General features: G+C 62.2%; 19 protein-coding genes. 11 read left to right on the top strand and 8 right to left on the bottom strand.

Going from position 1 to position 23229, the window contains the following annotated elements; translation table 11 throughout:
* Positions 1-443: 443 nt before the first annotated feature.
* Positions 444-953: a disulfide bond formation protein B gene (locus J5M73_RS18710; protein ID WP_115580870.1), complete on the bottom strand. Its 510-nt coding sequence runs from the start codon at positions 951-953 to the stop codon at positions 444-446.
* Positions 954-1257: 304 nt separating this feature from the next.
* A complete protein-coding gene (gene hmpA / locus J5M73_RS18705) occupies positions 1258-2439 on the bottom strand; it encodes an NO-inducible flavohemoprotein (RefSeq protein ID WP_207815975.1) in 1182 nt (393 codons plus the stop codon).
* 156 nt (positions 2440-2595) lie between these two features.
* On the opposite strand from hmpA, the gene norR reads away from it, so the two are divergent.
* The 4 genes from norR to J5M73_RS18685 all read left to right on the top strand — a co-directional run bounded on the left by norR (position 2596) and on the right by J5M73_RS18685 (position 6592).
* Entirely contained in the window at positions 2596-4152 is a 1557-nt protein-coding gene (gene norR, locus J5M73_RS18700; RefSeq protein WP_207815973.1) for a nitric oxide reductase transcriptional regulator NorR, read from the top strand.
* Positions 4153-4338: 186 nt separating this feature from the next.
* The gene (locus J5M73_RS18695; RefSeq protein ID WP_102860339.1) at positions 4339-5241 is read left to right on the top strand and encodes a chemotaxis protein; all 903 of its coding nucleotides are present in this window, start codon (positions 4339-4341) and stop codon (positions 5239-5241) included.
* A 3-nt stretch (positions 5242-5244) separates the two neighbouring features.
* Positions 5245-5724 carry an N-acetyltransferase gene (locus J5M73_RS18690; RefSeq protein WP_102880860.1) on the top strand — a complete coding sequence of 160 codons (480 nt, stop codon included), beginning with the start codon at positions 5245-5247 and terminating at the stop codon, positions 5722-5724.
* A 118-nt stretch (positions 5725-5842) separates the two neighbouring features.
* On the top strand, positions 5843-6592 hold the full coding sequence (locus J5M73_RS18685) for a YkgJ family cysteine cluster protein (protein WP_115580874.1): 750 nt from the start codon (positions 5843-5845) through the stop codon (positions 6590-6592).
* A 32-nt stretch (positions 6593-6624) separates the two neighbouring features.
* Here the strand turns inward: J5M73_RS18685 and J5M73_RS18680 are convergent, their stop codons facing one another.
* Positions 6625-8208, bottom strand: a complete 1584-nt coding sequence (locus J5M73_RS18680) for a PAS domain-containing methyl-accepting chemotaxis protein (protein ID WP_207815971.1) — start codon at positions 8206-8208, stop codon at positions 6625-6627.
* 157 nt (positions 8209-8365) lie between these two features.
* Positions 8366-8611: a hypothetical protein gene (locus J5M73_RS18675; RefSeq protein ID WP_102860335.1), complete on the bottom strand. Its 246-nt coding sequence runs from the start codon at positions 8609-8611 to the stop codon at positions 8366-8368.
* A 222-nt stretch (positions 8612-8833) separates the two neighbouring features.
* Here J5M73_RS18675 and J5M73_RS18670 point away from each other — a divergent pair, with 222 nt between their 5' ends.
* The 7 genes from J5M73_RS18670 to J5M73_RS18640 all read left to right on the top strand — a co-directional run bounded on the left by J5M73_RS18670 (position 8834) and on the right by J5M73_RS18640 (position 18728).
* On the top strand, positions 8834-9994 hold the full coding sequence (locus J5M73_RS18670) for an efflux RND transporter periplasmic adaptor subunit (RefSeq protein WP_207815970.1): 1161 nt from the start codon (positions 8834-8836) through the stop codon (positions 9992-9994).
* The gene (locus J5M73_RS18665) at positions 9991-13086 is read left to right on the top strand and encodes a multidrug efflux RND transporter permease subunit (protein ID WP_207815969.1); all 3096 of its coding nucleotides are present in this window, start codon (positions 9991-9993) and stop codon (positions 13084-13086) included. The genes J5M73_RS18670 and J5M73_RS18665 overlap by 4 nt, the downstream gene beginning before the upstream one ends.
* Positions 13087-13094: 8 nt before the next feature.
* On the top strand, positions 13095-13772 hold the full coding sequence (locus J5M73_RS18660) for a heavy metal response regulator transcription factor (protein WP_207815968.1): 678 nt from the start codon (positions 13095-13097) through the stop codon (positions 13770-13772).
* Positions 13762-15114 (top strand): heavy metal sensor histidine kinase, encoded by a 1353-nt coding sequence (locus J5M73_RS18655; RefSeq protein ID WP_207815967.1) that lies wholly within the window; start codon positions 13762-13764, stop codon positions 15112-15114. The genes J5M73_RS18660 and J5M73_RS18655 overlap by 11 nt, the downstream gene beginning before the upstream one ends.
* A 225-nt stretch (positions 15115-15339) precedes the next feature.
* Entirely contained in the window at positions 15340-15564 is a 225-nt protein-coding gene (locus tag J5M73_RS18650; RefSeq protein WP_102860330.1) for a hypothetical protein, read from the top strand.
* A 190-nt stretch (positions 15565-15754) separates the two neighbouring features.
* A complete protein-coding gene (locus J5M73_RS18645; RefSeq protein ID WP_207166521.1) occupies positions 15755-17077 on the top strand; it encodes an OprD family porin in 1323 nt (440 codons plus the stop codon).
* Between the two features lie 139 nt (positions 17078-17216).
* Entirely contained in the window at positions 17217-18728 is a 1512-nt protein-coding gene (locus J5M73_RS18640; protein ID WP_207815964.1) for a diguanylate cyclase, read from the top strand.
* A gap of 67 nt (positions 18729-18795) precedes the next feature.
* On the opposite strand, the gene lpxC is transcribed toward J5M73_RS18640, so the two are convergent.
* The 4 genes from lpxC to J5M73_RS18620 form a co-directional block, all read right to left on the bottom strand.
* On the bottom strand, positions 18796-19707 hold the full coding sequence (gene lpxC / locus J5M73_RS18635; RefSeq protein WP_011063304.1) for a UDP-3-O-acyl-N-acetylglucosamine deacetylase: 912 nt from the start codon (positions 19705-19707) through the stop codon (positions 18796-18798).
* A 112-nt stretch (positions 19708-19819) separates the two neighbouring features.
* A complete protein-coding gene (gene ftsZ, locus J5M73_RS18630) occupies positions 19820-21013 on the bottom strand; it encodes a cell division protein FtsZ (RefSeq protein WP_011063305.1) in 1194 nt (397 codons plus the stop codon).
* 72 nt (positions 21014-21085) lie between these two features.
* Positions 21086-22345 (bottom strand): cell division protein FtsA, encoded by a 1260-nt coding sequence (gene ftsA / locus J5M73_RS18625; protein ID WP_011063306.1) that lies wholly within the window; start codon positions 22343-22345, stop codon positions 21086-21088.
* Between the two features lie 14 nt (positions 22346-22359).
* Positions 22360-23226, bottom strand: a complete 867-nt coding sequence (locus tag J5M73_RS18620; protein WP_102860327.1) for a cell division protein FtsQ/DivIB — start codon at positions 23224-23226, stop codon at positions 22360-22362.
* Positions 23227-23229 lie beyond the last annotated feature (3 nt).

The following is a 23229-nucleotide window of genomic DNA, read 5'->3' as shown; positions in this document are numbered from 1 at the left end:
AATAATTTTTATCGCTGGTCGCAACAATCGCTCACGATTGTTGCAAAGGATCGCAATCATAACGATTTTCATTATCAACAAAAACCCCCAAAAAGGACTTAAAAAAGCCCCGCCACCGGACCTCTACCCACCCCTGAAAGCCGCCTTTCATATGGCTTCACCCCTTGTAAAACGGGGTCTGTGAAGAATTGTATAGATAGCAGGCTATGGGTTTTCCCCAACAACGCGGCTTACATAAACTGACAGACTTGTATGGAACCAGTTGCCCGGAATGCAGTCTGTTGGCAGCCCCCGGCCGCCCGCCTGCGGCCGCAACAGTGTGACAACATGTCGCACTTTTACCGCACCCTCACTTGCCGCAAATCACGGACTTTTCAACGGCTGGATGAACGACATGAAAAAGCCCCGGCCCCTGTTGAGGGACCGGGGCTTTTCCGGGTGAATCAGTAGGTTTTCTTGCGATTGCGCACCACGCCCAGGGGCACCAGGATCACCGTCAGCACGAACGCCAACAGTGCCCACTGGGCCAGGGACAGCCCAAGGATCGGCGGATACGGCGTGGAGCAGAAGCCGTCTACCTGAAAGCCCAGGGGAAAGATCGTCGCCAAGGGCAGGCTGTCGACAATCGGCTGCAGCACGTCAATGCCACAGCTCACTGCTGGATAGAACTGGGTGTACACATGGTGCCCGGCCACTCCCGCGCCGGCGATGGCACTGATCACCACCAACGTCTCCATGATGGTGATGCCACGCCGCGAACTCAGGGCCGCGCCCATAAAGGCGAACAGTGCAATCAGCAGCAAGGCGTAGCGCTGCAAGATGCACAGAGGGCAAGGCGCCTCGCCCAATACCACCTGCATGTACAGGGCACCGCCGATCAACGCCAGGCAGATAACCCCCAGCAGCACCAGGAAGCGCCGTTCACGTCCCAAACGCAGTCTGTCGTCACTCATCCCTTTTCCTTTTTTCTGTTGTCTGTCCAACCGGGCCACCTGTGCTGCTCACGGCAGCCCACGGTTGAATTGCGAAGTTGATCTGATTGCCATCGGGTGCCCGGAAGTCTACACGCTGATCATGACCTTTGAATGCATTGCATCGAAGGCAATACCCAAGGTTTACGGGCCTGGGGGACGCACAATGAAAGGGCCGGCATGGCAGCGCCATCCCAGCATGGTGGGGAATTAACGACAGGCAGGTTAAGCAAGGATTAACAAGCCAGCCCCATTGCAGGGCTGGCTTGTGCAGGAGTCGCGAGGGTTATTCCAGGGCCGCCGCCGGGCCGAAGAACTCGTAGCGACTTTGTTGCTCGGGAATGCCCAGGGCCTTGAGATGGCGCTTGATGGCCGCCATGAAGCCCTTGGGCCCGAGGAAATAGGCATCCAGATCACGCTGCTCCGGCAACCAGTCGGCCAACTGCTCCCGGGTCAGCAGCCCCAGTTTGTCTGCTGCAGGGCTGATGCCGTCGTCTTCGGCGTAGCAGTAGAAACGCTTGAGCTGTGGATAACGTTGCGCCAACTCGTCGACCCAGTGGCGAAACGCATGCACCTGGCCATTGCGTGCACAGTGGATGAAATGCACCGGGCGCTCGGTCGCCAACGCGGCCTCCAGCATCGGCAGGGTCGGGGTGATACCAACCCCGCCACTGATCAGCACCAGGGGCTTGTCGCTGGCCTCCAGGGTGAACTCACCCGCCGGCGGAAACAGCATGATGCGCGCGCCCACCGGGCACTGGTCATGCAGGTAGTTGGACGCCACACCTCCGGCCTCGCGCTTGACGCTGATGCGGTACTGGCCCTGGCTGGTAAGCGCCGACAGGGAATAATTGCGCCGCACTTCCTGGCCTTCGATGAAGAGCTGCAAGCCAATGTACTGCCCAGGCTCGGCGGCGAGGATCGGCCCCCGGTCCAATGGCTCGAAATAGAAGGAGGTGATTTCCGCGCTCTCCTGGACCTTATCCACCAATGTGAATTCCCGCGCACCCCGCCAGCCGCCGGGTGCCTGGGCCTTCTCGTCGTAGATGGCCGCCTCGGCGCCGATCAGGATTTCCGCCAACTGGTTGTAGGCCGCGCCCCAGGCATTGATCACTTCAGGAGTGGCGATCTCGCTGCCCAGCACCTCGGAAATGGCCCGCAACAGGCAGGCGCCAACTATGGGGTAATGTTCCGGCAGGATCTGCAGGGCCACATGCTTGTTGATGATCTTGGCCACTAGGTCCCCCAGTTGGTCCAACTGGTCGATATGCCGGGCATACATCAGTACGCCATTGGCCAGGGCCCGGGGCTGATCACCGCTGGCCTGGTGGGCCTGGTTGAACAGCGGACGCACCTGGGGGTACTCGGACAGCATCATCCGGTAGAAATGGGTAATCAGGGCTTCGCCACCGCTTTCCAACAGGGGCACAGTGGATTTGATGATGGCGCGATCTTGAACGCTTAGCATAGGGACAACTCCTGGACTTTTTGACTGCTTGCAGGTTGCCCTTAACTAATCAGTTTCCATGCCAGAATTTAAATCGTTATAAATCAATAACTTAAAATATAAATAGTCATAAAGACACGCCGACCTTTATAGTCATTAAGACAACGCGGAGTCCTTATGACTGCAAAATCTCTACTCACGACCCTACTGCCACTGGTGACCGACCTGTCTCGGGAACTGCCTGAGGGCGAACGATATCGCCGCCTGCTGGAGGCCCTGCGAGCCCTGCTGCCCTGCGATGCCGCCGCGTTGCTGCGCCTGGATGGCGAATGGCTGGTGCCGCTGGCGGTCAACGGCCTGAGTACCGATACCCTGGGCCGGCGCTTCAAGGTCAGCGAGCACCCGCGCTTTGCCGCCCTGCTCAGCAGCCCGGGACCGACCCGTTTTGCCAGCGACAGTGAACTGCCCGATCCCTATGACGGCCTGGTGGAAGGTCTCGATGATCACCTGGAAGTCCATGACTGCATGGGCTGTCCGCTGTTCGTCGATGAACGCCCCTGGGGCCTGCTGACCCTCGATGCCCTCGACCCGCAACGCTTCGAGCCTATCGAGCTGGACGCCCTGCAAGCCTTCGCCAGCCTCGCTGCCGCCACGGTCAGCGCTGCCGAACGCATCGAGCGCCTGGCACTGCGCGCCGAAAACGAGCACCAACGGGCCGAAGTCTTCCGCCAGGCCAGCAGGCAGAACCGCGAGATGATCGGCCAGAGCAAGGCCCACAAGCGCTTGCTGGAAGAGATCAATCTGGTTGGCGGCAGCGACCTGACCGTGCTGATCACCGGGGAAACCGGCGTTGGCAAGGAACTGGTGGCCCAAGCCATTCACGCGGCCTCGCCCCGGGCGGAGCAACCGATCATCAGCCTCAACTGCGCGGCCCTGCCCGAAACCCTGGTGGAAAGCGAGCTGTTCGGCCATGTGCGCGGCGCCTTTACCGGGGCCACCCAGGATCGTCGGGGGAAATTCGAGCTGGCCAATGGCGGCACCCTGTTTCTCGATGAAGTCGGTGAACTGTCGCTGACGGTACAAGCCAAGCTGCTGCGGGTGCTGCAAAGTGGCCAATTGCAACGCCTGGGCTCGGACAAGGAACATCAGGTGGACGTACGCCTGATCGCCGCCACCAACCGCGATCTGGCAGAAGAGGTGCGCAACGGTCGCTATCGCGCCGACTTCTACCACCGCCTCAGCGTTTATCCACTGCGGGTGCCGGCCCTGCGGGACCGGGGCCGGGACGTGCTGCTGCTCAGCGGCTACTTCCTGGAACAGAACCGCTCGCGCATGGGCCTGGGCAGCCTGCGCCTGAGCGCCGATGCGCAACAGGCGCTGCTGGCCTACAACTGGCCGGGCAACGTCCGCGAACTGGAGCACTTGATCGGCCGCAGCGCCCTCAAGGCCTTGGGCAACTGCCGTGAACGGCCGAAGATCCTCAGCCTGGATGCAACGGACCTGGACCTGCCGCGGGTCAGCGAAAAGGCGCCTGCCGTGCCCGAGCAAGCCCTTGAAAGCGCGCCTCTGGCCCTCACCAACGGCGATCTGCGCCAGGCCACCGAGCACTATCAACGCCAACTGATCAACGCCTGCCTTGAACGGCACCAGCACAACTGGGCCAGTGCCGCCCGTGAGCTAGGCTTGGACAGGGCCAACCTCAGCCGCCTGGCCAAGCGCCTGGGCCTGCGGTAGAGGCCAAGGGCCTGCTCGCTGGAGCGGGCGTGCCAGCAAAGGGCACGGCGTAAATCCAGGGACTCGCGCAGCGGCCGACGGAAAGCAGCCTCGCCGCTAAAGCCCGTCCTGAATACGTCGATAACCCGTTATCAAGGGTTGTCCGTGGGTCGAGCCACAAGCCAATTTTTTCCAGAGAAGGTTTTTATGTCCTCCAACAAAGCCCGCGCAGACTCGCTTTCGCTTCTGCTGTTTACCTTGCGCAGCGGCAAGCTGATGGCAATCAACCTGCTTAAAGTCAGTGAAATCATTCCCTGCCCGCCGCTGACCAAGCTGCCGGAATCCCACCCCCATGTGAAAGGCATCGCCACCTTGCGCGGCAACTCGCTGTCGGTGATCGACCTCAGCCGGGCCATCGGCGAGCGCCCCCTGGCCGACCCGGACAGCGGTTGCCTGATCGTCACCGACGTCAGCCGTTCCAAACAGGGCCTGCACGTGCAGGCGGTGAGCAAGATCGTCCACTGCCTGACCACCGATATCCGCCCACCGCCCTTTGGTTCCGGCGGTATCAAGTCCTACATCACCGGCGTGACCCAGGTGGACGGCACGCTGGTGCAAGTGCTGGATATCGAGAAAGTGATCCACGGCATCGCCCCGGCGCAAATCGAGATGGCGCCCACCGAACTGAGCATGGAAGACGCCGATGCCCTGGGCAATGCGCGCATCCTGGTGGTGGACGACAGCCAGGTAGCGCTGCAGCAATCGGTGCACACCCTGCGCAACCTCGGCCTGCAATGTCACACCGCCCGCAGCGCCAAAGAGGCCATCGACTGCCTGCTGGAACTGCAAGGCACGGCCAACGAGATCAACCTGATCGTTTCGGACATCGAGATGTCGGAAATGGATGGCTACGCCCTGACCCGGACCCTGCGGGAAACCCCGGACTTCGCCCATCTGTATGTGTTGCTGCACACCTCGCTGGACAGTGCCATGAACAGCGAAAAAGCACGCCAGGCCGGAGCCAATGCGGTACTCACCAAATTCTCCTCGCCGGAACTGACCCGCTGCCTGATCGACGCTGCCAAGACCATCGCCAGCCAGGCAGCCTGAGCCATGAGCGAGGTCCACTGCCTGCTGCTGCGTCGTGACCTCAGTGTCCCCCAGGCCACGCCACAGTGGCCGGCGGGCATCACCCTGCAGCACTACAGCCCGGAACTGGCCGAAGCCGTGCATCAACTGCTGCACCTGGGCTACCAGGACGGCGGTGGCCAGGTGCCGCCCCTGGAAAACTGGCGCCGGGCCTTTGAAACCGATGCCGAGTACGACCCTCAACTGTGTCTGGTGGTGCGGGATGCGCAGGGCGTGGTGGCGGTGGCCCAGTGCTGGACCAGCGCCTATATCAAGGATCTGGTGGTGCACCCTCGGGCCCGTGGTCAAGGACTGGGCCGCGCCCTGCTGCTACAAGCCTTCATGATGTTCGCCGAACGCCGGGAAGGCTTTGTCGATCTCAGGGTGCTGGAGGACAACCTGCGGGCGCGGCGCTTGTATGAAAGCACCGGCATGCATATCGTGCGTCGCGAAGTCCTGCCCTAGGCGACAGCCATCAAGACCCGACAGCTGGCGTGCAACTTGCTTCGACACGGCTCCTGGCCGCGTCAATAACAGCATTTATGGCGCTATCCCTGTCGACCCAGAACGGTTTACTCGCTCCATGAATACTCAGTTTTCCTGCGTTGGTTGCGGCAAGTGCTGCAACGATCACCATGTGCCCCTGACCCTCACCGAAGCCCGGGCCTGGGCCGCCGACGGCGGTCAGGTGATCGTCCTGGTGGAGGCTTTCCTCGGCAATGGCCTGGGGCTGCCGGCGCAACAGCGCGAGCACGCCGAGCGCCGTTCCTGCCGGGTCAAAAGTGGCAGTACCGAGGCCTACGTGGCGATCACCTTTGCCGCCTACAACGTCGGCCCCTGCCGGAATCTTGACGAAGACCAGCTCTGCCGCATCTATGAGCGTCGCCCCCTGGTGTGCCGTATCTACCCCATGGAGATCAATCCCCATATCCCCCTCAACCCGCAGGCCAAGGAGTGCCCGCCGGAATCCTGGGAACAGGGGCCGCAACTGATTCTGGGGGGAGCACTGGTGGATAGGGAACTGGCCGAGCTGATCAGCCGCTCACGCCAGGCCGACCGCGACGATATCCACACCAAGGAAGCCATTTGCGCCCTGCTCGGCATTCGCACCACGGCCCTAAAGGGCGACGGCTTCACCGCCTACTTGCCCGACATGAATGCCCTGGCCAAGGCCATCGATCAAGTTCAGGCAGCGCCCCCCGTGGCATCCAGCCAGCCCTGGCGCTTTCACCTGTCCGGAAACGACATCGCCGGCCAGGTCCAGGCTGCCGGCGCCCAGGTGGTCAGCGAAGCGGCCCTGGACTATGCCTTCATCTCGCTGCGCGCCGCCTGACCCCGCAGGATCAGGCTGGCCGGCGAACCGGCCTATCCGCGCTTATGCCAGAACTCCTGGGCCAGTTGCCGCAAATCCCCCGCCAGCCCGGCCACGTCGCCTGAATTGACATGACTGAGCTGGCCGGCACTGACCGTCACTTCACAGGCATTGCGAATACCCATGATGTTGCGGTTGATGTCCTCGCTCACCGCGCTCTGCTCCTCCACCGCCGCGGCAATCTGCAGGCTCATTTCGGTGATCTGATTGACCCGCTGGCTGATGCCGTCCAGGGCCACCGCGGCGCGCTGGGCCTGGTCGACGCTGCTTTCCACATGCGCACTGCTGTGCTGCATGGCCTCCACGGCATGGCGCGCCGCATTTTGCAGGGTGCTGATCATGCGCTGGATTTCGTTGGTGGAATCCTGGGTCCGCTGGGCCAGCCCACGGACCTCATCGGCCACCACGGCAAAGCCACGCCCCTGCTCCCCGGCCCGCGCCGCCTCGATAGCAGCGTTCAGGGCCAGCAGGTTGGTTTGCTCGGCGATGCTGCGGATCACCTCCAGCACCCCGGAAATATCCGTGCTGTGGCCCTCCAGCTGATGAATGACTTCGGTGGCCCGCTCCAGCTCGCTGGCCAGGCGCAGCACCGCGCTGCGGCTTTCGCCCACCAGTTGATGACCTTCACGGGTTTCGCTTTCCGCCTGATCCGCCGCCACCGATGCCTGCTGGGCATGGGTGGCGACCTCGGCCACGCTGGCGGCCATCTGGTGAATGGCGGCCGCCACCTGATCGGTTTCCGCCTGCTGCTCCAGGGTGCTGTTGTGGCTGCTGTGCAGGTGTTCCACCAGCTCTGCGGCATGCCCGGCCAGGCGCTGGGACGCATCGCCGATCCGCCCCACCACCGCCCCCACTTGGGCCTCGAGCATCTGCAAGGCGAACTCGATACGCCCGAACTCGTCGGCACGACCGGTGTAGATGCCCTGGCTCAGTGGGTTGTCGCCGATCTGCCGGGCACGCTCGGCGAGGCGATCCAGCGGGCGCATTTGCATACCGACCGCCACCAGACTCAGGCACCAGCCCATGGCCATCACCGTGCCCTGGAGCATCCAGGACTCGGGCAGCAGCCAGGCTGAAACCCCGAAACTGCCGATAAAACCGGCGCTGATGGCGGCCCACAGGCGCAAGCGCAAGCTCACCACCGGCAGCAAGCTCCAGCCTGAACGCCCGCCCTCCCTGAGCCGGGCATAAGCCCGCTCCGCGGCGTCAATCTGTTGCGCGCTGGGCTTGGTGCGCACCGATTGGTACTCCACCGCCTGACCGTCGCGGGTCACCGGCGTGACGTAGGCGCTGACCCAGTAGTGGTCGCCGTTCTTGCAGCGGTTCTTGACCATGCCCATCCACGAGCGGCCGCTCTTGAGGGTGCGCCACATATGGCCGAAGGCCGCGGAGGGCATGTCCGGGTGACGCAGCAGGTTATGCGGCGAGCCCAGCAACTCCTCGCGGCTGTAGCCGCTGATCTCGATGAAGTCAGGATTGGCGTAGGTGATCGCGCTGGTCAGATCGGTGGTCGAGAGGATGTTCGCATCAGGGGCAAAGTCCACGTTTCGCCCAGTAACCGGAAGGTTGATCTTCATGGGAAGCGCGCTCGTAATTGTTAGGAGGAGTCGGCAGGGCTGCTGACTCTAAGCGCACTGATGCCACAAATACTGATCCAGCTCAGGTTTAAAGCAATTAGCCATCATTGCGATTAAAAAGCGCAAATAGAGGCAATGTCTTCGATTGTCGGCGATATCAACGTTTACCCATGGAGCGCCGGGTACCGGGAGGCGCTGCGCCGGGGGTCTTGGTGTGGCCATTGCTGGCGCCGTTCTTGTACCAGGGCTGCTGAACGTTTTTGGCCGCGGCGAATTCGGATGGTTTGAAGGGAAACTTGAACGCCGGTATCTCAGCCTTGCCCTCGGTTTCAGGGGTGGCCGGCTCGGCCGCAGGATCAACGCTCAGGGCGTCATCCGCAGCGGGTTGTGCAGGGGAAGTCATGGAAGCTCCAGGAGAGAAAGAAAAGCCGGGCCGAGGGACGGGCCACAGGGATCGGCAGTATACCTGTGTGCCTGCGATCTTTGACCTGCGTCGCAAGGGCTGGCAGGTACTTTTCTGACAGGGCTGACAGCTGGCCGTCACCCTGCTGACCGGGTTAGCGGACTATAACTGTGCACAGATCATGGCCATCCTTCCGACATCACTGCCCGGCGCCCTCCCCCCATGCCCATTGCCAAGAAAACCGTCGTGACCGCAACGCTTCTCCTGGCCATCGCCGCCGCTGCGATCTGGTTCCTCAACAAACCCACAAGCCCCAGGCTGACCGGGCCCTCGGCGATACCGGTGCGGGTGGTGCAGGTGGTCCAGCAGGACGTAGCGCGCTACACCAGCGGCATAGGCTCGGTGCAGTCGCTGCACAGTGTGACCATCCGTCCCCAGGTGGACGGCATCCTCACCCGATTGCGGGTCAAGGAAGGGCAATGGGTGAAAGCTGGCGACCTGCTGGCCACTCTCGATGACCGCTCGATCCGCGCCAACCTGGATCAGGCCCGGGCCCAGCTGGCACAGAATCTGGCCCAACTGCAGGTGGCGCAGATCAATCTCAAGCGCTACAAGCTGCTGTCGGTGGATGACGGCGTCTCGAAGCAGACGTACGACCAGCAAGTGGCCCTGGTCAATCAGCTCAATGCCACGGCCCAGGGCAACCAGGCCGCCATCGACGCCACCCAGGTACAACTCTCCTACACCCAGATCCGCTCTCCCGTCACTGGCCGGGTGGGTATTCGTACCGTGGATGAAGGCAACTTCCTACGCGTGACCGACACCCAGGGACTGTTTTCGGTGACCCAGATCGACCCCATCGCCGTGGAGTTTTCCCTGCCCCAGCAAATGCTGCCGACCTTGCAGCAGTTGATCCGCGCCCCGGAGCCGGCGGCGGTCCAGGCCTACCTGGGTGCCGACAGCAACAGCCCCGATGCCCTGCTGGGCACCGGACACCTGATGCTGATCGACAACCAGATCAATGCCGGTACCGGCACCATTCGCGTCAAGGCCGAGTTCGACAACGCTCAGCAAAAGCTCTGGCCCGGACAATTGGTGACGGTGAAAATCCAGACGGCGCTGGACCAGGCCGCGCTCACCGTGCCGCCTGACGTGGTCCAGCGCGGCCTGGATCAGCACTTCGTGTTCAGGGTCAAAGACCAGCACGTGGAAAGCGTGCCGGTGCAGGTGCTGTATCAGGACAGCGGGCTGAACATCATCTCCGGCGTCCAGGCCGGGGACGTGCTGGTCAGTGACGGCCAGTCGCGGCTCAAACCCGGCTCCAGGGTCCAGGTACTGAGCGACCCGCCGCCCCTGGTGCAGGCCTCGGAGCCCAAGCCATGAAGGGCCGTGGCTCGGTATCCGCCTGGTGCATCGACCATCCGGTCGCCACCGTGTTGCTGACGTTCGCGCTGGTGCTGCTGGGGCTGATCGCCTTTGCGCGCCTGCCGGTGGCGCCGCTGCCGGAGGCCGAGTTTCCCACCATCCAGGTTTCCGCCGCCCTGCCCGGGGCCAGCCCGGACACCATGGCCTCCTCGGTAGCCACGCCGCTTGAGGTGCAGTTCAGCGCCATCCCCGGCGTGACCCAGATGACCTCCAGCAGCGCCCTGGGCTCCTCCCTGCTGACCCTGCAATTCACCTTGAACAAGAGCATCGACACCGCCGCTCAGGAAGTACAGGCGGCCATCAACACCGCCGCCGGCAAACTGCCCAAGGACATGCCCACCCTGCCCACCTGGAGGAAGGTCAACCCCGCCGACAGCCCGGTGCTGATCCTCAGCATCAGCTCGACGCAGATGCCCGGCACCGAGCTCAGCGACTACGCGGAAACCCTGCTGGCCCGGCAGATCAGCCAGATCGACGGTGTTGGCCAGATCAACATCACCGGCCAGCAGCGCCCGGCGATCCGGGTCCAGGCTTCAGCAGACAAGCTGGCGGCCATCGGCCTGACCCTGGCCGACATTCGCCTGGCGATCCAGCAAACCAGCCTCAACCTGGCCAAGGGCGCGCTGTATGGCGAGTCGAGCATCTCCACCCTGTCCACCAACGACCAGCTGTTCCATCCCGAGGAATACGGCCAGTTGATCGTTTCCTACAAGGACGGCGCACCGGTGCACCTGCAGGACGTGGCGCGAGTGGTCAACGGCTCGGAGAACGCCTACGTCCAGGCTTGGTCCGGCGACCAGCCGGGGGTCAACCTGGTGATCTCGCGCCAACCGGGGGCCAATATCGTCGACACCGTGGACCGCATCCAGGCTGCGCTGCCGGGCCTTGAGGCCATGCTGCCGGCGTCGGTGCAGGTCAAGGTGCTGGTGGATCGCACCCAGACCATCCGCGCCTCGCTGCATGAAGTGGAGATCACGCTGCTGATCGCCGTGCTGCTGGTGGTGGCGGTGATGGCGCTGTTCCTGCGCCAGTGGTCGGCGACCCTGATCGTCTCCGCAGTGCTGGGGGTATCGCTGACCGCCAGTTTCGCCCTCATGTATGTGATGGGCTTCAGCCTGAACAACCTGACCCTGGTGGCCATCGTCATCGCCGTGGGTTTTGTGGTGGACGATGCCATCGTGGTGGTGGAGAACATCCACCGTCACCTGGAGGCCGGCGACGGCATGCGCGAGGCGGCGATCAAGGGCGCCGCAGAGATCGGCTTTACCGTGGTCTCCATCAGCTTTTCCCTGGTGGCGGCGTTCATTCCCCTGCTGTTCATGGGCGGCGTGGTGGGCCGGCTGTTCAAGGAGTTCGCCCTGACCGCCACCTCCACCATCATGATTTCGGTGGTGGTCTCGCTGACCCTGGCCCCGACCCTGGCCGCCCTGTTCATGCGTGCCCCGGTGCACCCGGCCCATGCCCAGCCGGGTTTCGGCGAGCGCCTGCTGGCCTTCTACGAACGCGGCCTGCGCAAGGCCCTGGCCCATCAGCAACTGATGCTGGGGATTTTCGGCCTGACCTTGAGCATGGCCATCGCCGGTTACATTCTGATTCCCAAGGGCTTCTTCCCGGTGCAGGACACCGGCTTCGTGCTGGGTACTACCGAGGCGGCGGCGGACATCTCCTACCCGGACATGGTGAAAAAACATCAGGCCCTGGCAGAAATCGTCGCTGCCGACCCGGCGGTGCAAGCCTTCTCCCATTCGGTGGGCGTCTCCGGCAACAACCAGACCATCGCCAATGGCCGCTTCTGGATCTCGCTGAAAAAACGTGGCGACCGGGATGTCTCCGCCAGCGCCTTTATCGACCGCATCCGCCCACAACTGATGCAGGTACCCGGCATCGTTCTCTACCTGCGGGCCGGCCAGGACATCAACCTCAGTTCCGGCCCCAGCCGCGCCCAGTATCAATATGTGCTCAAAAGCAACGACGGCCCGACCCTGAGTACCTGGACCCAACGCCTGACTGAAAAACTGCGCGGCAACCCGGCGTTCCGCGATGTTTCCAACGACCTGCAACTGGGCGGCAGCATCACCCACATCAACATCGATCGCACCGCCGCCGCGCGCTTCGGCCTCACCGCCAGCGATGTCGACGAAGCGCTGTACGACGCCTTCGGCCAGCGTCAGATCAACGAGTTCCAGACCGAGATCAACCAGTACAACGTGATCCTCGAACTCGACACTCAGCAACGGGGCAAGGCCGAAAGCCTGAACTACTTCTACCTGCGCTCGCCGCTGACCGGGGAGATGGTCCCGCTGTCGGCCCTGGCCCGCTTCGACGCGCCCAGCATCGGGCCGCTGTCGATCGCCCACGACGGCATGTTTCCGGCGGCCAATCTGTCGTTCAACCTGGCCCCCGACGTGGCCCTGGGGGATGCGGTGATCCTGCTTGACCAGGCCAAGAGCGAGATCGGCATGCCGGCGGCCATCAGCGGCAACTTCCAGGGCGCGGCCCAGGCCTTCCAAAGCTCCTTGGCCAGCCAGCCGTACCTGATCCTCGCCGCGCTGGTGGCCGTGTACATCATTCTCGGGGTGCTGTACGAAAGCTTCGTGCATCCGCTGACCATCATTTCCACCCTGCCTTCAGCGGGCCTCGGCGCCTTGTTGATGCTCTGGCTCTGCGGCCAGGACTTTTCCATCATGGCGTTGATCGGCCTGGTGCTGCTGATCGGCATCGTCAAGAAAAACGGCATCCTGATGATCGACTTCGCCCTGGAGGCCCAGCGCAACCGTGGCCTGGCTCCTGAAGAAGCGATCTACCAGGCCTGTATCACCCGCTTCCGGCCGATCATCATGACCACCCTCGCCGCCTTGCTCGGCGCCCTGCCGCTGATGCTCGGCTATGGCACCGGAGCCGAACTGCGCCAGCCCCTGGGCATCGCCGTGGTCGGCGGTTTGCTGGTGAGCCAGGCCCTGACGCTGTTCACCACGCCGGTCATATACTTGTGGCTCGAGCGGCTGTTCCACCGGCCCCAGCCGGCCCTTTCGCCGGCCACCAACACCTGAGGCGGGTCATGCGCGTTCTGATTATCGAAGACGAAGAAAAAACTGCGGACTACCTGCATCGCGGACTGACCGAACAGGGCTACACCGTCGACCTGGCCCGGGATGGCGTCGAGGGTCTGCACCTGGCGCTGGAAAGTGACTATGCGGTGATCGTGCTGGATGTGATGCTCCCCGGCCTGGACGGCTTTGGCGTGCTGCGGGCCCTGCGCGCGCGCAAGCAGACCCCGGTGATCATGCTCACCGCCCGGGAGCGCGTGGAGGACCGGATTCGCGGCCTGCGCGATGGCGCCGACGACTACCTGGGCAAGCCCTTTTCCTTCCTTGAACTGGTGGCCCGCCTGCAGGCCCTGACCCGCCGCAGCGGTGGTCACGAACCGGTGCAGATCAGCATCGCCGACCTGTGGATCGATCTCATCAGCCGCAAGGCCAGCCGCGCCGGCATGCGCCTGGACCTGACCGCCAAGGAGTTTTCCCTGCTCAGCGTGCTGGCCCGGCGCCAGGGCGAAATCCTGTCCAAGACCTCGATTGCCGAGATTGTCTGGGACATTAACTTCGACAGCGACGCCAATGTCGTCGAAGTGGCAATCAAGCGCCTGCGGGCCAAACTCGACGGCCCTTTCGAACACAAGCTGCTGCACACCATCCGCGGCATGGGTTATGTGCTGGAGAGCCGCAGTGCCGAGTAACTCCATTGCCCTGCGCCTGAGCGGGCTGTTCACCCTGGTGGCCCTGCTGATCTTCCTGCTGATTGGTGGCGCCCTTTATCAACAGGTGGACAAAGGCCTGGGCCTGCTGCCGGAAGCCGAGCTGGACGCGCGTTACAGCGTGCTGGAGTCGGCCTTGAACCGTTACGGCACGCCTGAACACTGGGCCAAGCTCAAGCTGCTCAGCGAGGAGGACAAGCGCATCCGTTTCTGGGCAGTGAGCGGCGATCCCGCTTATGAGTACGGCAACCCGGACACACAGATCCGAGCATTCGCCCAAGGTCCGCTGGGCATGCGCGACCTGATCCTGAGCGCTCATCCCTATCCACTGAAGGTACTGGTCAGCCAACTGCCGGCCAAGGAACAGCGCCCGGCCCTGCGCTTCCTGATTGCCATCGACACCGATACTTTCCGCCAGACCCAGCAGCAGTTGCTGATAGCCCTGATCGGCCTGGCCATCGTCGGTGTACTGCTGGCCTCGGCCCTGGGTTACTGGGTGGCGCGGATCGGCCTCAAGCCGCTGATCAAGCTGTCCCAGGAGGCCCAGCGCCTGGCACCACCGCGGCTCTCCGGGCGCCTGCAGCTCTCGCCCCTGCCGCCGGAGCTGAGCCAGTTCGTCAGCTCCTTCAACTCCACGCTGGAACGGGTCGAACAGGCCTATTCGCGCCTGGAGTCGTTCAACGCCGACGTCGCCCATGAACTACGCTCGCCCCTGACCAACCTGATCGGCCAGACCCAGGTGGCCCTGACCCGGGGCCGCTCGGCGGAGCATTACTTCGAAGTACTGCAATCCAATCTTGAAGAACTGGAACGGCTGCGCTCCATCGTCAACGACATGCTGTTCCTGGCCAGTGCCGACCAGGGCAACAAGGCCACCAAGCTCACCAGCACCTCCCTGGCGACGGAAGTGGCCGCCACCCTGGACTACCTGGACTTCATCCTCGAAGACGCCCAGGTCAGGGTCGAGGTCCAGGGCGATGCCCAGGTACGGATCGAGATTGCCCACCTGCGCCGGGCCCTGATCAACCTGCTGAGCAATGCCGTGCAGCACACGGCGGCAGGGGAAGTGATCCGGGTGCGGATTGATGTGCAGGCGCAGCAGGTGGCGATCGCCGTCAGCAACCCGGGGCAAAACATCGCCAGCGAACACTTGCCGCGTTTGTTCGAGCGTTTCTACCGGGTCGATGCCTCGCGCAGCAACAGCGGCGCCAACCACGGCCTGGGGCTGGCCATCGTCAAGGCCATCGCCCTGATGCATGGCGGCGACGTCTTTGTGCGCAGCGATCGGGGAATCAACACCTTCGGCCTTTATCTGCCTCTGTGACTCGGGATTCTCGGATTCTGCAGACGCCGACTGGCCGACGCACGCCTCAACATATCCGGCGCGGACTATGGGGCACTTTCGCTGGCAACCCGGCGCCTGCTGGCCAGTCTCTACTGTTGTGTTTTTGGTAACAGTCCTTATCCTGTTCGGCTCTTTTTCCAGCAGCCCCATGGTTATATTTTTGTCGCACCGAATTGAACTTGCTCTGCAAGAAGGTCTTCAGAAATGTCCAACAGTATGGGTTTGGCCAGCGTCTTTGTTTTGTCTTCCCTGTTCGTGGTGCCAATGGCCATGGCCGAAGAATCCCAGGGATTCGTGGCGAGAAATGCCGCACGCGCCGCCGCATTCGAACAAGCACAGATTGCCCAGGCCGCCCAGCAGCAACACAGTCAGCAAGCCCAGAAGATCACCGCTGAGCACAGCAAGACCGACGCTCACAAAGACAGTTGATCGGCGATAGCCACTCGTTTCCCTCGACAACTTCTCTGCTTTCAACCCTGGAGTAAGTTGTCTTAAAGCCGCTGACTTCAGCGGCTTTTTTTTGCTGTAGAGAAACCCTCTGCACATTCGTCATGCACAGAACAAGAAACAACCGAATTCACAATAAAAAATCATGTTCATTCACCAAAGGAGCTACACGTTGTTCAGGACCACGCTGAGAATCAGCCCACTATTCATTGCAATCGCTGCAACTATTCCCGCCTTGGGCCAAGCTGCCGAAGAGCGCGACAAACAGGGCTTCGTCGCCGGCTCGAGCCTCAAGCTCAACGCCCGCAACTACTACATGAATCGCAACCGGCATCAGCAAGCCGATGACAACATCGAATGGGGCCAGGGGTTCCTGGGGGTCTTCGAGTCCGGCTACACCCAGGGCACCGTGGGTTTCGGCCTGGATGCCAATGCCATGCTCGGCCTCAAGCTCGATGGCGGTGGCGGCACCGACAGTTCGAGCATCCTGCCCATCAGCGATGGCAACGGAAAAGCGCCCACAGCGTTCTCCACCGCTGGCGCCACCTTGAAGATGCGAGCCTTCGACACCGAGCTCAAGGCCGGCGATCTGTTTCTCAACAACCCGGTGATCGCCGGGGGCATGAGCCGCATGCTGCCGCAGACCTTTCGCGGCGTCAGCCTGACCAACCACAGCTTCGACGGCTGGTTGATCGAAGGCGGCCAAGCCAGTTTCACCAAGCCTTACAACCAGAGTGGCCACAAGCGCATCGGCACCTCCTACGGCACCTTGCAAAAAGGTGACGAAAGCCTGCACCTGGATTGGGCCGGGGTCGCCTGGAGTGGCATTCCGGGGCTGACCAGCAGCCTCTACGCCTCTGAACTCAAGGACATCTGGAACCAGTACTACTACGACCTGGACTACACCTACGCGCTCAACGATCTGGTCAGCCTCAATCCGGGCCTGCACTTCTATCACACCCAGGACACCGGCCAGGCGCTGCTGGGCAACATCGACAACAACACCTACAGCCTGCACTTCACCGTGGGCGTAGGCAGCCACAGCGTCACTGCGGCCTACCAGCGAGTCAACGGCAACACGCCGTTCGACTACATCGCCCAGGGTGACAGCATCTACCTGGACAACTCCCAGCAGTACTCGGACTTCAACGGTCCCAACGAGCGCTCCTGGAAGCTCAAGTACGCCTACGATTTCGCCGGCGTCGGCCTGCCGGGCCTGACCTCGGCACTGTCTTACTCCCGGGGCGAGCTGGACCTGACCCAGGTCGATCCGGCCAGCCGCGGCTATGCCAACTGGTACAGCGCCGACGGCAAGCACGCCAAGCACTGGGAGCGCGACCTCGACCTCAAGTACGTGGTGCAAGGCGGCACCGCCAAGGACCTGGCCGTGCGCTTGCAATGGGCCACCAACCGTGGCGGCAACGGCTACGGCGCACTGGACAACGACACCGATGAGTACCGGGTGATCGTCGACTATCCGATCAACGTGTTCTAAGCCGATATGAGCAAAAGGCCAGCATGTTTTGCTGGCCTTTTTTTTATTCGGGATTTATACAGGCGCGAAGGCGTGACCGATTTCTGTAGCCCACGTCCACACTAGACTTAACTATGTCGACGTAGCAGAAATCAAAATCATGAGCGTGAGTCGTGCGACACCCCGCACAGGGAAAATCGCGTCAAATCCGGAACGTCTGTTGGTCCTGGCCAGCTCGCTGATCGTCGTGGCCATTCTCAGTATCGTCACCTACCTGTTGATCCGTGAACACGCTGCTGCCGAACAGGCTGCCACCCGTGCCGCGAACAACATCGTGCAGTTGATCGAAGCGGATGTGTTGCGCAACGTCGAACTCTACGACCTGTCCCTCAAGGGGCTGATCAGTGCGGCGCAACGCGACGACCTGAAGGACGTATCGGCGCCCATCCGCCACCTGGCGCTGTTCGATCGGGCCACTGCAGCGCCCTACAAGGGCGATATTCTGTTGCTGGACAAGCACGGCGAGGTACTTGCCGACTCGGCTTCGGTCGTGCCGCGCACGGGCAACTACGCCGACCGCGAGTACTTCCTCGCGCATATCGACAATCCAGATCCAGGGATGATGATCAGCCCCCCGTTCCGTGCCCGCACCGCCGAGCATGACTGGCGGATCAGCTTCAGTCGTCGTCTCAGCAACGAGAATGGCGAGTTCATCGGTGTCGCCGAAGCGGCCATGCGCCTGAGCTACTTCAATGAGCTGTTCAAGAATCTGGATATCGGGCGCAACGGCTCGATCAACCTGATCAGCCGCGACGGGGTTCTGCTGGCCCAACAACCGCCCCTGGCGGACGACCTGATTGGCAAGAGTTTCAGTAACCGCCCCAACTTCGTGCGCATCCTGGGCGAAGGCAATGGCAGCTTCAGCAGCGTGTCCAGCGTGGATCGGATGCACCGGCTGTACACCTTTTCCCAGGTGGGCGACCTGCCGCTGATCGTGGTTGTGGCGCTGTCCATCGACGAAGTCTTCGCTGCCTGGCAACGCACGGCACTGCTGATCAGCGGTGCCACTGGGGCGCTGTGCATCGCCCTGTTCTGGTTGACCTGGCAACTGTGTCGTGAACTGCGGCGCCGGCAGGAGGCCGAGCAGGAGCTGGCGCGCCTGGCAGCTGTCGATGCCCTCACCGGCCTGGCCAACCGTCGTACCCTGGATCAGGTGATGAACAATGAGTGGGCCCGGGCCCGGCGCGCCAACCAGCCCCTGTCGCTGCTGATGATCGATGTCGACCACTTCAAGTCGTTCAACGACCGCTTTGGCCATCCACTGGGGGACCAGGCATTGCGTGCAGTGGCGCAGAACATTGGCACTTGCGCGGGACGCCCGGCAGATCTGGCGGCGCGCTACGGAGGCGAAGAGTTCGCGGTAGTACTGCCGGAGACCGACAGCGCCGGCGCCGCCGTACTCGCCGAGCGAATCCGCGCCAGCATCGCCGCCTTGCCGCCTGTCAGCGAGCAGGCCACCCCCTTGACGGTGAGCATCGGCATCAACACCTGGTCGGGCAATCCCGATATCAGCCTCGAGCAATGGGCGAGTGACGCCGACAAGGCCCTGTATCAAGCCAAGTACAGCGGCCGCAACCGAGTGGTTTCCAACATGTCACGGCGCAGCAGCTGAACCTTCGGGCATAAAAAAAGGCCATCCGGGGGGATGGCCTTCAAAAACAAAAGGAAAGAGAGAGTAATTACACGGCCGCGACCGGACGCATGTAAGAGATCGGTGCAGTGCTGGCATCTTCGAAGGTCACGACTTCCCAGGCATCTTTCTGCTCAATCAACTTGCGCAGTAGCTGGTTGTTCAGTGCGTGGCCCGATTTGAAGCCCTTAAACTCGCCTATCAGGCTATTGCCTAGCAGGTAGAGGTCACCAATTGCATCCAGGATCTTGTGCTTGACGAATTCGTCTTCGTAGCGAAGACCGTCTTCGTTCAGTACGCCATCCGAATCGACCACAATGGCGTTTTCCACGCTGCCGCCGAGCGCGAGGTTGTGCTTGCGCAGGTACTCGATATCACTCATGAAACCAAAGGTACGGGCGCGGCTGACTTCTTTTACAAACGAAGTGCTGGAGAAGTCCACGCTTGCACTCTGGGTGCGGTCACGGAAAACCGGGTGATCGAAATCGATCTCGAAGCTCACTTTAAAACCATCGAAAGGCACGAAAGTGGCGCGCTTGTCGCCGTCTTCCACGGTCACTTCACGAAGGATGCGGATGAACTTTTTAGCTGCGTCCTGTTCTTCGAGGCCAGCAGATTGAATCAGGAATACGAAGGGTCCGGCGCTACCATCCATGATCGGGACTTCGGACGCGGAGAGCTCGACGTAGGCGTTATCGATGCCCAGGCCAGCCATGGCCGAGAGCAAGTGCTCCACCGTGTCCACTTTGACGTCACCGTTGACCAACGTGGTCGACATCGTGGTTTCGCCAACATTTTCCGCGCGAGCAGGAATCTGCACCACAGGGTCCAGGTCGGCACGACAAAACACAATGCCGGTGTCGACAGGCGCAGGCTTGAGGGTCAGGTAAACCTTCTCCCCGGAATGCAGGCCTACACCTGTGGCACGGATAATATTCTTCAGGGTGCGTTGTTTAATCATGGCTTGGGCCGCTTCAGCGCAAATTGCGAACTGGTATCAACAAAGGCTGGCGATAATAGCAGACCATGCCTTTGCTGAACACCAATCACCCTAATACCCCTGATACATTCCATCAATCGGCCTGACGACGCAGGAATGCCGGGATGTCCAGGTAATCCAGATCATCTTGCGGATTCAGCTTCGCCGCGGTCGCCGCGTTCGACTGCGCCTGATTGCGCATGACGGTCGGACGGTCCAGGTCACGGTAGTTCACCGACGGCAGTTCCTGACGAGCAGGGGCTGGCGCTTGCGACTGCGCGGACATGGAAGTCTGAACGGTGTTGTCGATGACCTTTACAGGTTTCTCGATTTTCGCGCCCAGACCGGTGGCCACTACGGTTACATGCAGCTCGTCACGCATGTCCGGATCGATAACAGTACCGACCTTGACCATGGCGTGTTCGGAAGCAAAGGCTTCGATGATGCTACCCACGTCGGAGTACTCACCCAGGGACAGGTCGGGACCTGCGGTGATGTTCACCAGGATGCCGCGTGCACCCTCCAGGTTCACGTCTTCCAGCAGCGGGTTGCGGATCGCCGCTTCAGTGGCCTCACGCGCACGGTTCGGACCGCTGGCGCAGCCAGTGCCCATCATCGCCATGCCCATTTCGCTCATCACGGTACGTACGTCGGCAAAGTCGACGTTGATCATGCCCGGACGCTTGATGATGTCGGAGATACCGCGAACGGCACCGGCCAGCACGTCGTCAGCCTTGGCGAAAGCCGACAGCAGGCTGGCGTCCTTGCCGAGGATGGTCAGCAGCTTCTCGTTGGGGATGGTGATCAACGAGTCGACGCTTTCGCTCAGCGCGCGGATGCCCTCATCGGCGATCTGCATGCGCTTGCGGCCTTCGAACGGGAACGGACGGGTCACCACCGCAACGGTGAGGATGCCCATTTCCTTAGCCACTTCAGCGATGATCGGCGCCGCACCGGTACCGGTACCGCCGCCCATGCCGGTGGTGATGAACACCATGTTGGTGCCCGCCAGTACTTCGGCGATACGCTCGCGGTCTTCCAGAGCGGCTTGACGGCCGACTTCCGGATTGGCGCCAGCACCCAGGCCCTTGGTCACGCCGGTACCCAGTTGCAGGATGGTCCGCGCGCCGATGTTTTTCAGCGCTTGAGCATCAGTGTTGGCGCAGATGAACTCGACGCCTTCGATGTTGCTCTTGACCATGTGATTGACCGCGTTGCCGCCGCCACCGCCAACACCGATAACCTTGATTACCGGACTCTGCGGGATGTTGTCTACGAGTTCGAACATTTTCCCTCTCCTTTCATTTCTCTAGTTTTTCGCCTACTGCCTACTGCTTTGAAACGGTGTTGCGGTAAATCTTTAGAAGTTGCCCTGGACCCAGCTCTTGATGCGGTCCAGCAACGCGGCCTTGGGCTCGTCGCTGCTGTAGCTGTCGCGGCTGCCGATGCCGGAGAACGAGATGCCATCGGACTGTTTCTGCAGTCCGTACAGCAGCAGGCCGACGCCGGTGGAATAGATCGGGTTGCGCACCACGTCGGACAGGCCCTTGACACTGTGGGGCACGCCCAGACGAACCGGCATGTGGAAAATCTCCTCGGCCAGTTCCACCGCGCCTTCCATCTTCGAAGTACCACCGGTGAGCACGATGCCAGCCGGGATCAAGTCTTCGTAGCCGCTGCGACGCAGCTCGGCCTGGATCAGGGTGAACAGTTCGTCGTAACGCGGCTCGACCACTTCGGCCAGGGCCTGACGCGACAGCTCGCGCGGCGGACGATCGCCAACGCTCGGCACCTTGATGGTTTCGCCGGCACCGGCCAGCTTGGCCAGGGCGCAGGCGTAACGGATCTTGATCTCTTCGGCGTACTGGGTCGGCGTGCGCAGGGCCATGGCGATGTCGTTGGTCACCTGATCGCCGGCAATCGGGATCACCGCGGTGTGACGGATCGCGCCTTCGGTGAAGATCGCCATGTCGGTGGTGCCGCCGCCGATGTCCACCAGGCACACGCCCAGCTCTTTCTCGTCGTCGGTAAGTACCGAATAGGCCGAGGCCAGTTGCTCGAGGATGATGTCGTCGATTTCCAGGCCGCAGCGACGCACGCACTTCTCGATGTTCTGAGCGGCATTCACCGCACAGGTCACTACGTGCACTTTGGCTTCCAGACGCACGCCCGACATGCCCAAAGGCTCACGCACGCCTTCCTGGTTATCGATCACGTAATCCTGTGGCAGGGTGTGCAGGACCCGCTGGTCAGCCGGGATTGCCACGGCCTGGGCCGCATCCAATACCCGCTCCAGGTCCGCCGAGCTGACTTCACGGTCGCGGATCGCCACGATGCCGTGGGAGTTCAGGCTGCGGATGTGATTGCCCGCCACACCGACGAAGGCCGAGTGAATACGGCAACCCGCCATCAGTTGCGCCTCTTCCACCGCGCGCTGGATCGACTGCACGGTGGACTCGATGTTCACCACCACGCCCTTCTTCAGGCCGCGGGAAGGATGGGTACCGATGCCGACGATTTCCAGCGAGCCATCGGCCGCGACTTCGCCCACCAGCGCCACCACTTTGGAGGTGCCGATATCCAGGCCGACGATCATTTTGCCGCTTTGCACATTTGCCATGGTCCTGCCTCTTCTTAATTCTTCGCGACGGCAGGTTGCGCCGTCGTGGGTGCCGCCGGATCGCGCCAGCCCACGGCCAGGCCGTTGGCGTAGCGCAGATCGATGCGCGCGATGTTCGTGATCTGTTCTTTCAGCGTTTTTTCATAAATGGCAATGAAGCGGCGCATCTTCTCCACCAGATGATCGCGACCCAGGAGCAACTCGATACCGGGACCGGCACTGCCGGCACCGGTGGTCAGGAACCAGCTGCCGCGCTCACGCAGCTCCAGACGGGCTATCGAAAAGCCCAGCGGCCGCAGCATCTGGCTCAACACCTGATACTGCTGCATCACTTGCTGCTGGGCCCGCTGCGGCCCGAACAACTGCGGCAAGTGTTCATAGTTCGCCAGTTCACGCGGAGTGAAGGCCTGGCCCTGGTTGTTCAACAGTGCCTCGTCGCCCCAGCGGGCCACTGGCAGTTGTTCTTCCAGGCGAATCACCACTTGGTCCGGCCACACCCGACGAACTTCGGCGTGGGCGATCCAGGGCATCTTTTCCAGCTCGGTGCGCATGCTCGCCAGGTCGATGGTGAAGAAGCTCGCCGCGACGTATGGCGCGATCCGCTGCTGCACCGCCTGCTGGCTGATGTAGCTCAAGTCCCCCTGCACCGCGATCTTGGTGATCGGACGGTCGGCGTATGGCAGCAAGCGCTGGGCACCTTCATAGGTGCCAAAGCCCAACGCCACCAGCAGCACCGGCCAGAACAGGCTTTTCAGAAAACCAAAGTTGGCTTTCGGCAGGCGCACCGACATCGGCTCTTTGGCCACCATACGGCTGGCACCCCGCGGCACCGGCTTGCGGCCGGGTGCAGGTTGCTGATGACGAAGCGACGCGCCTTGCATGGA

The sequence above is a fragment of the Pseudomonas sp. 50_B genome (assembly GCF_017491625.1).
GTDB lineage: Bacteria > Pseudomonadota > Gammaproteobacteria > Pseudomonadales > Pseudomonadaceae > Aquipseudomonas > Aquipseudomonas danubii.
This window is presented reverse-complemented; position numbering and strand designations above follow the sequence as displayed.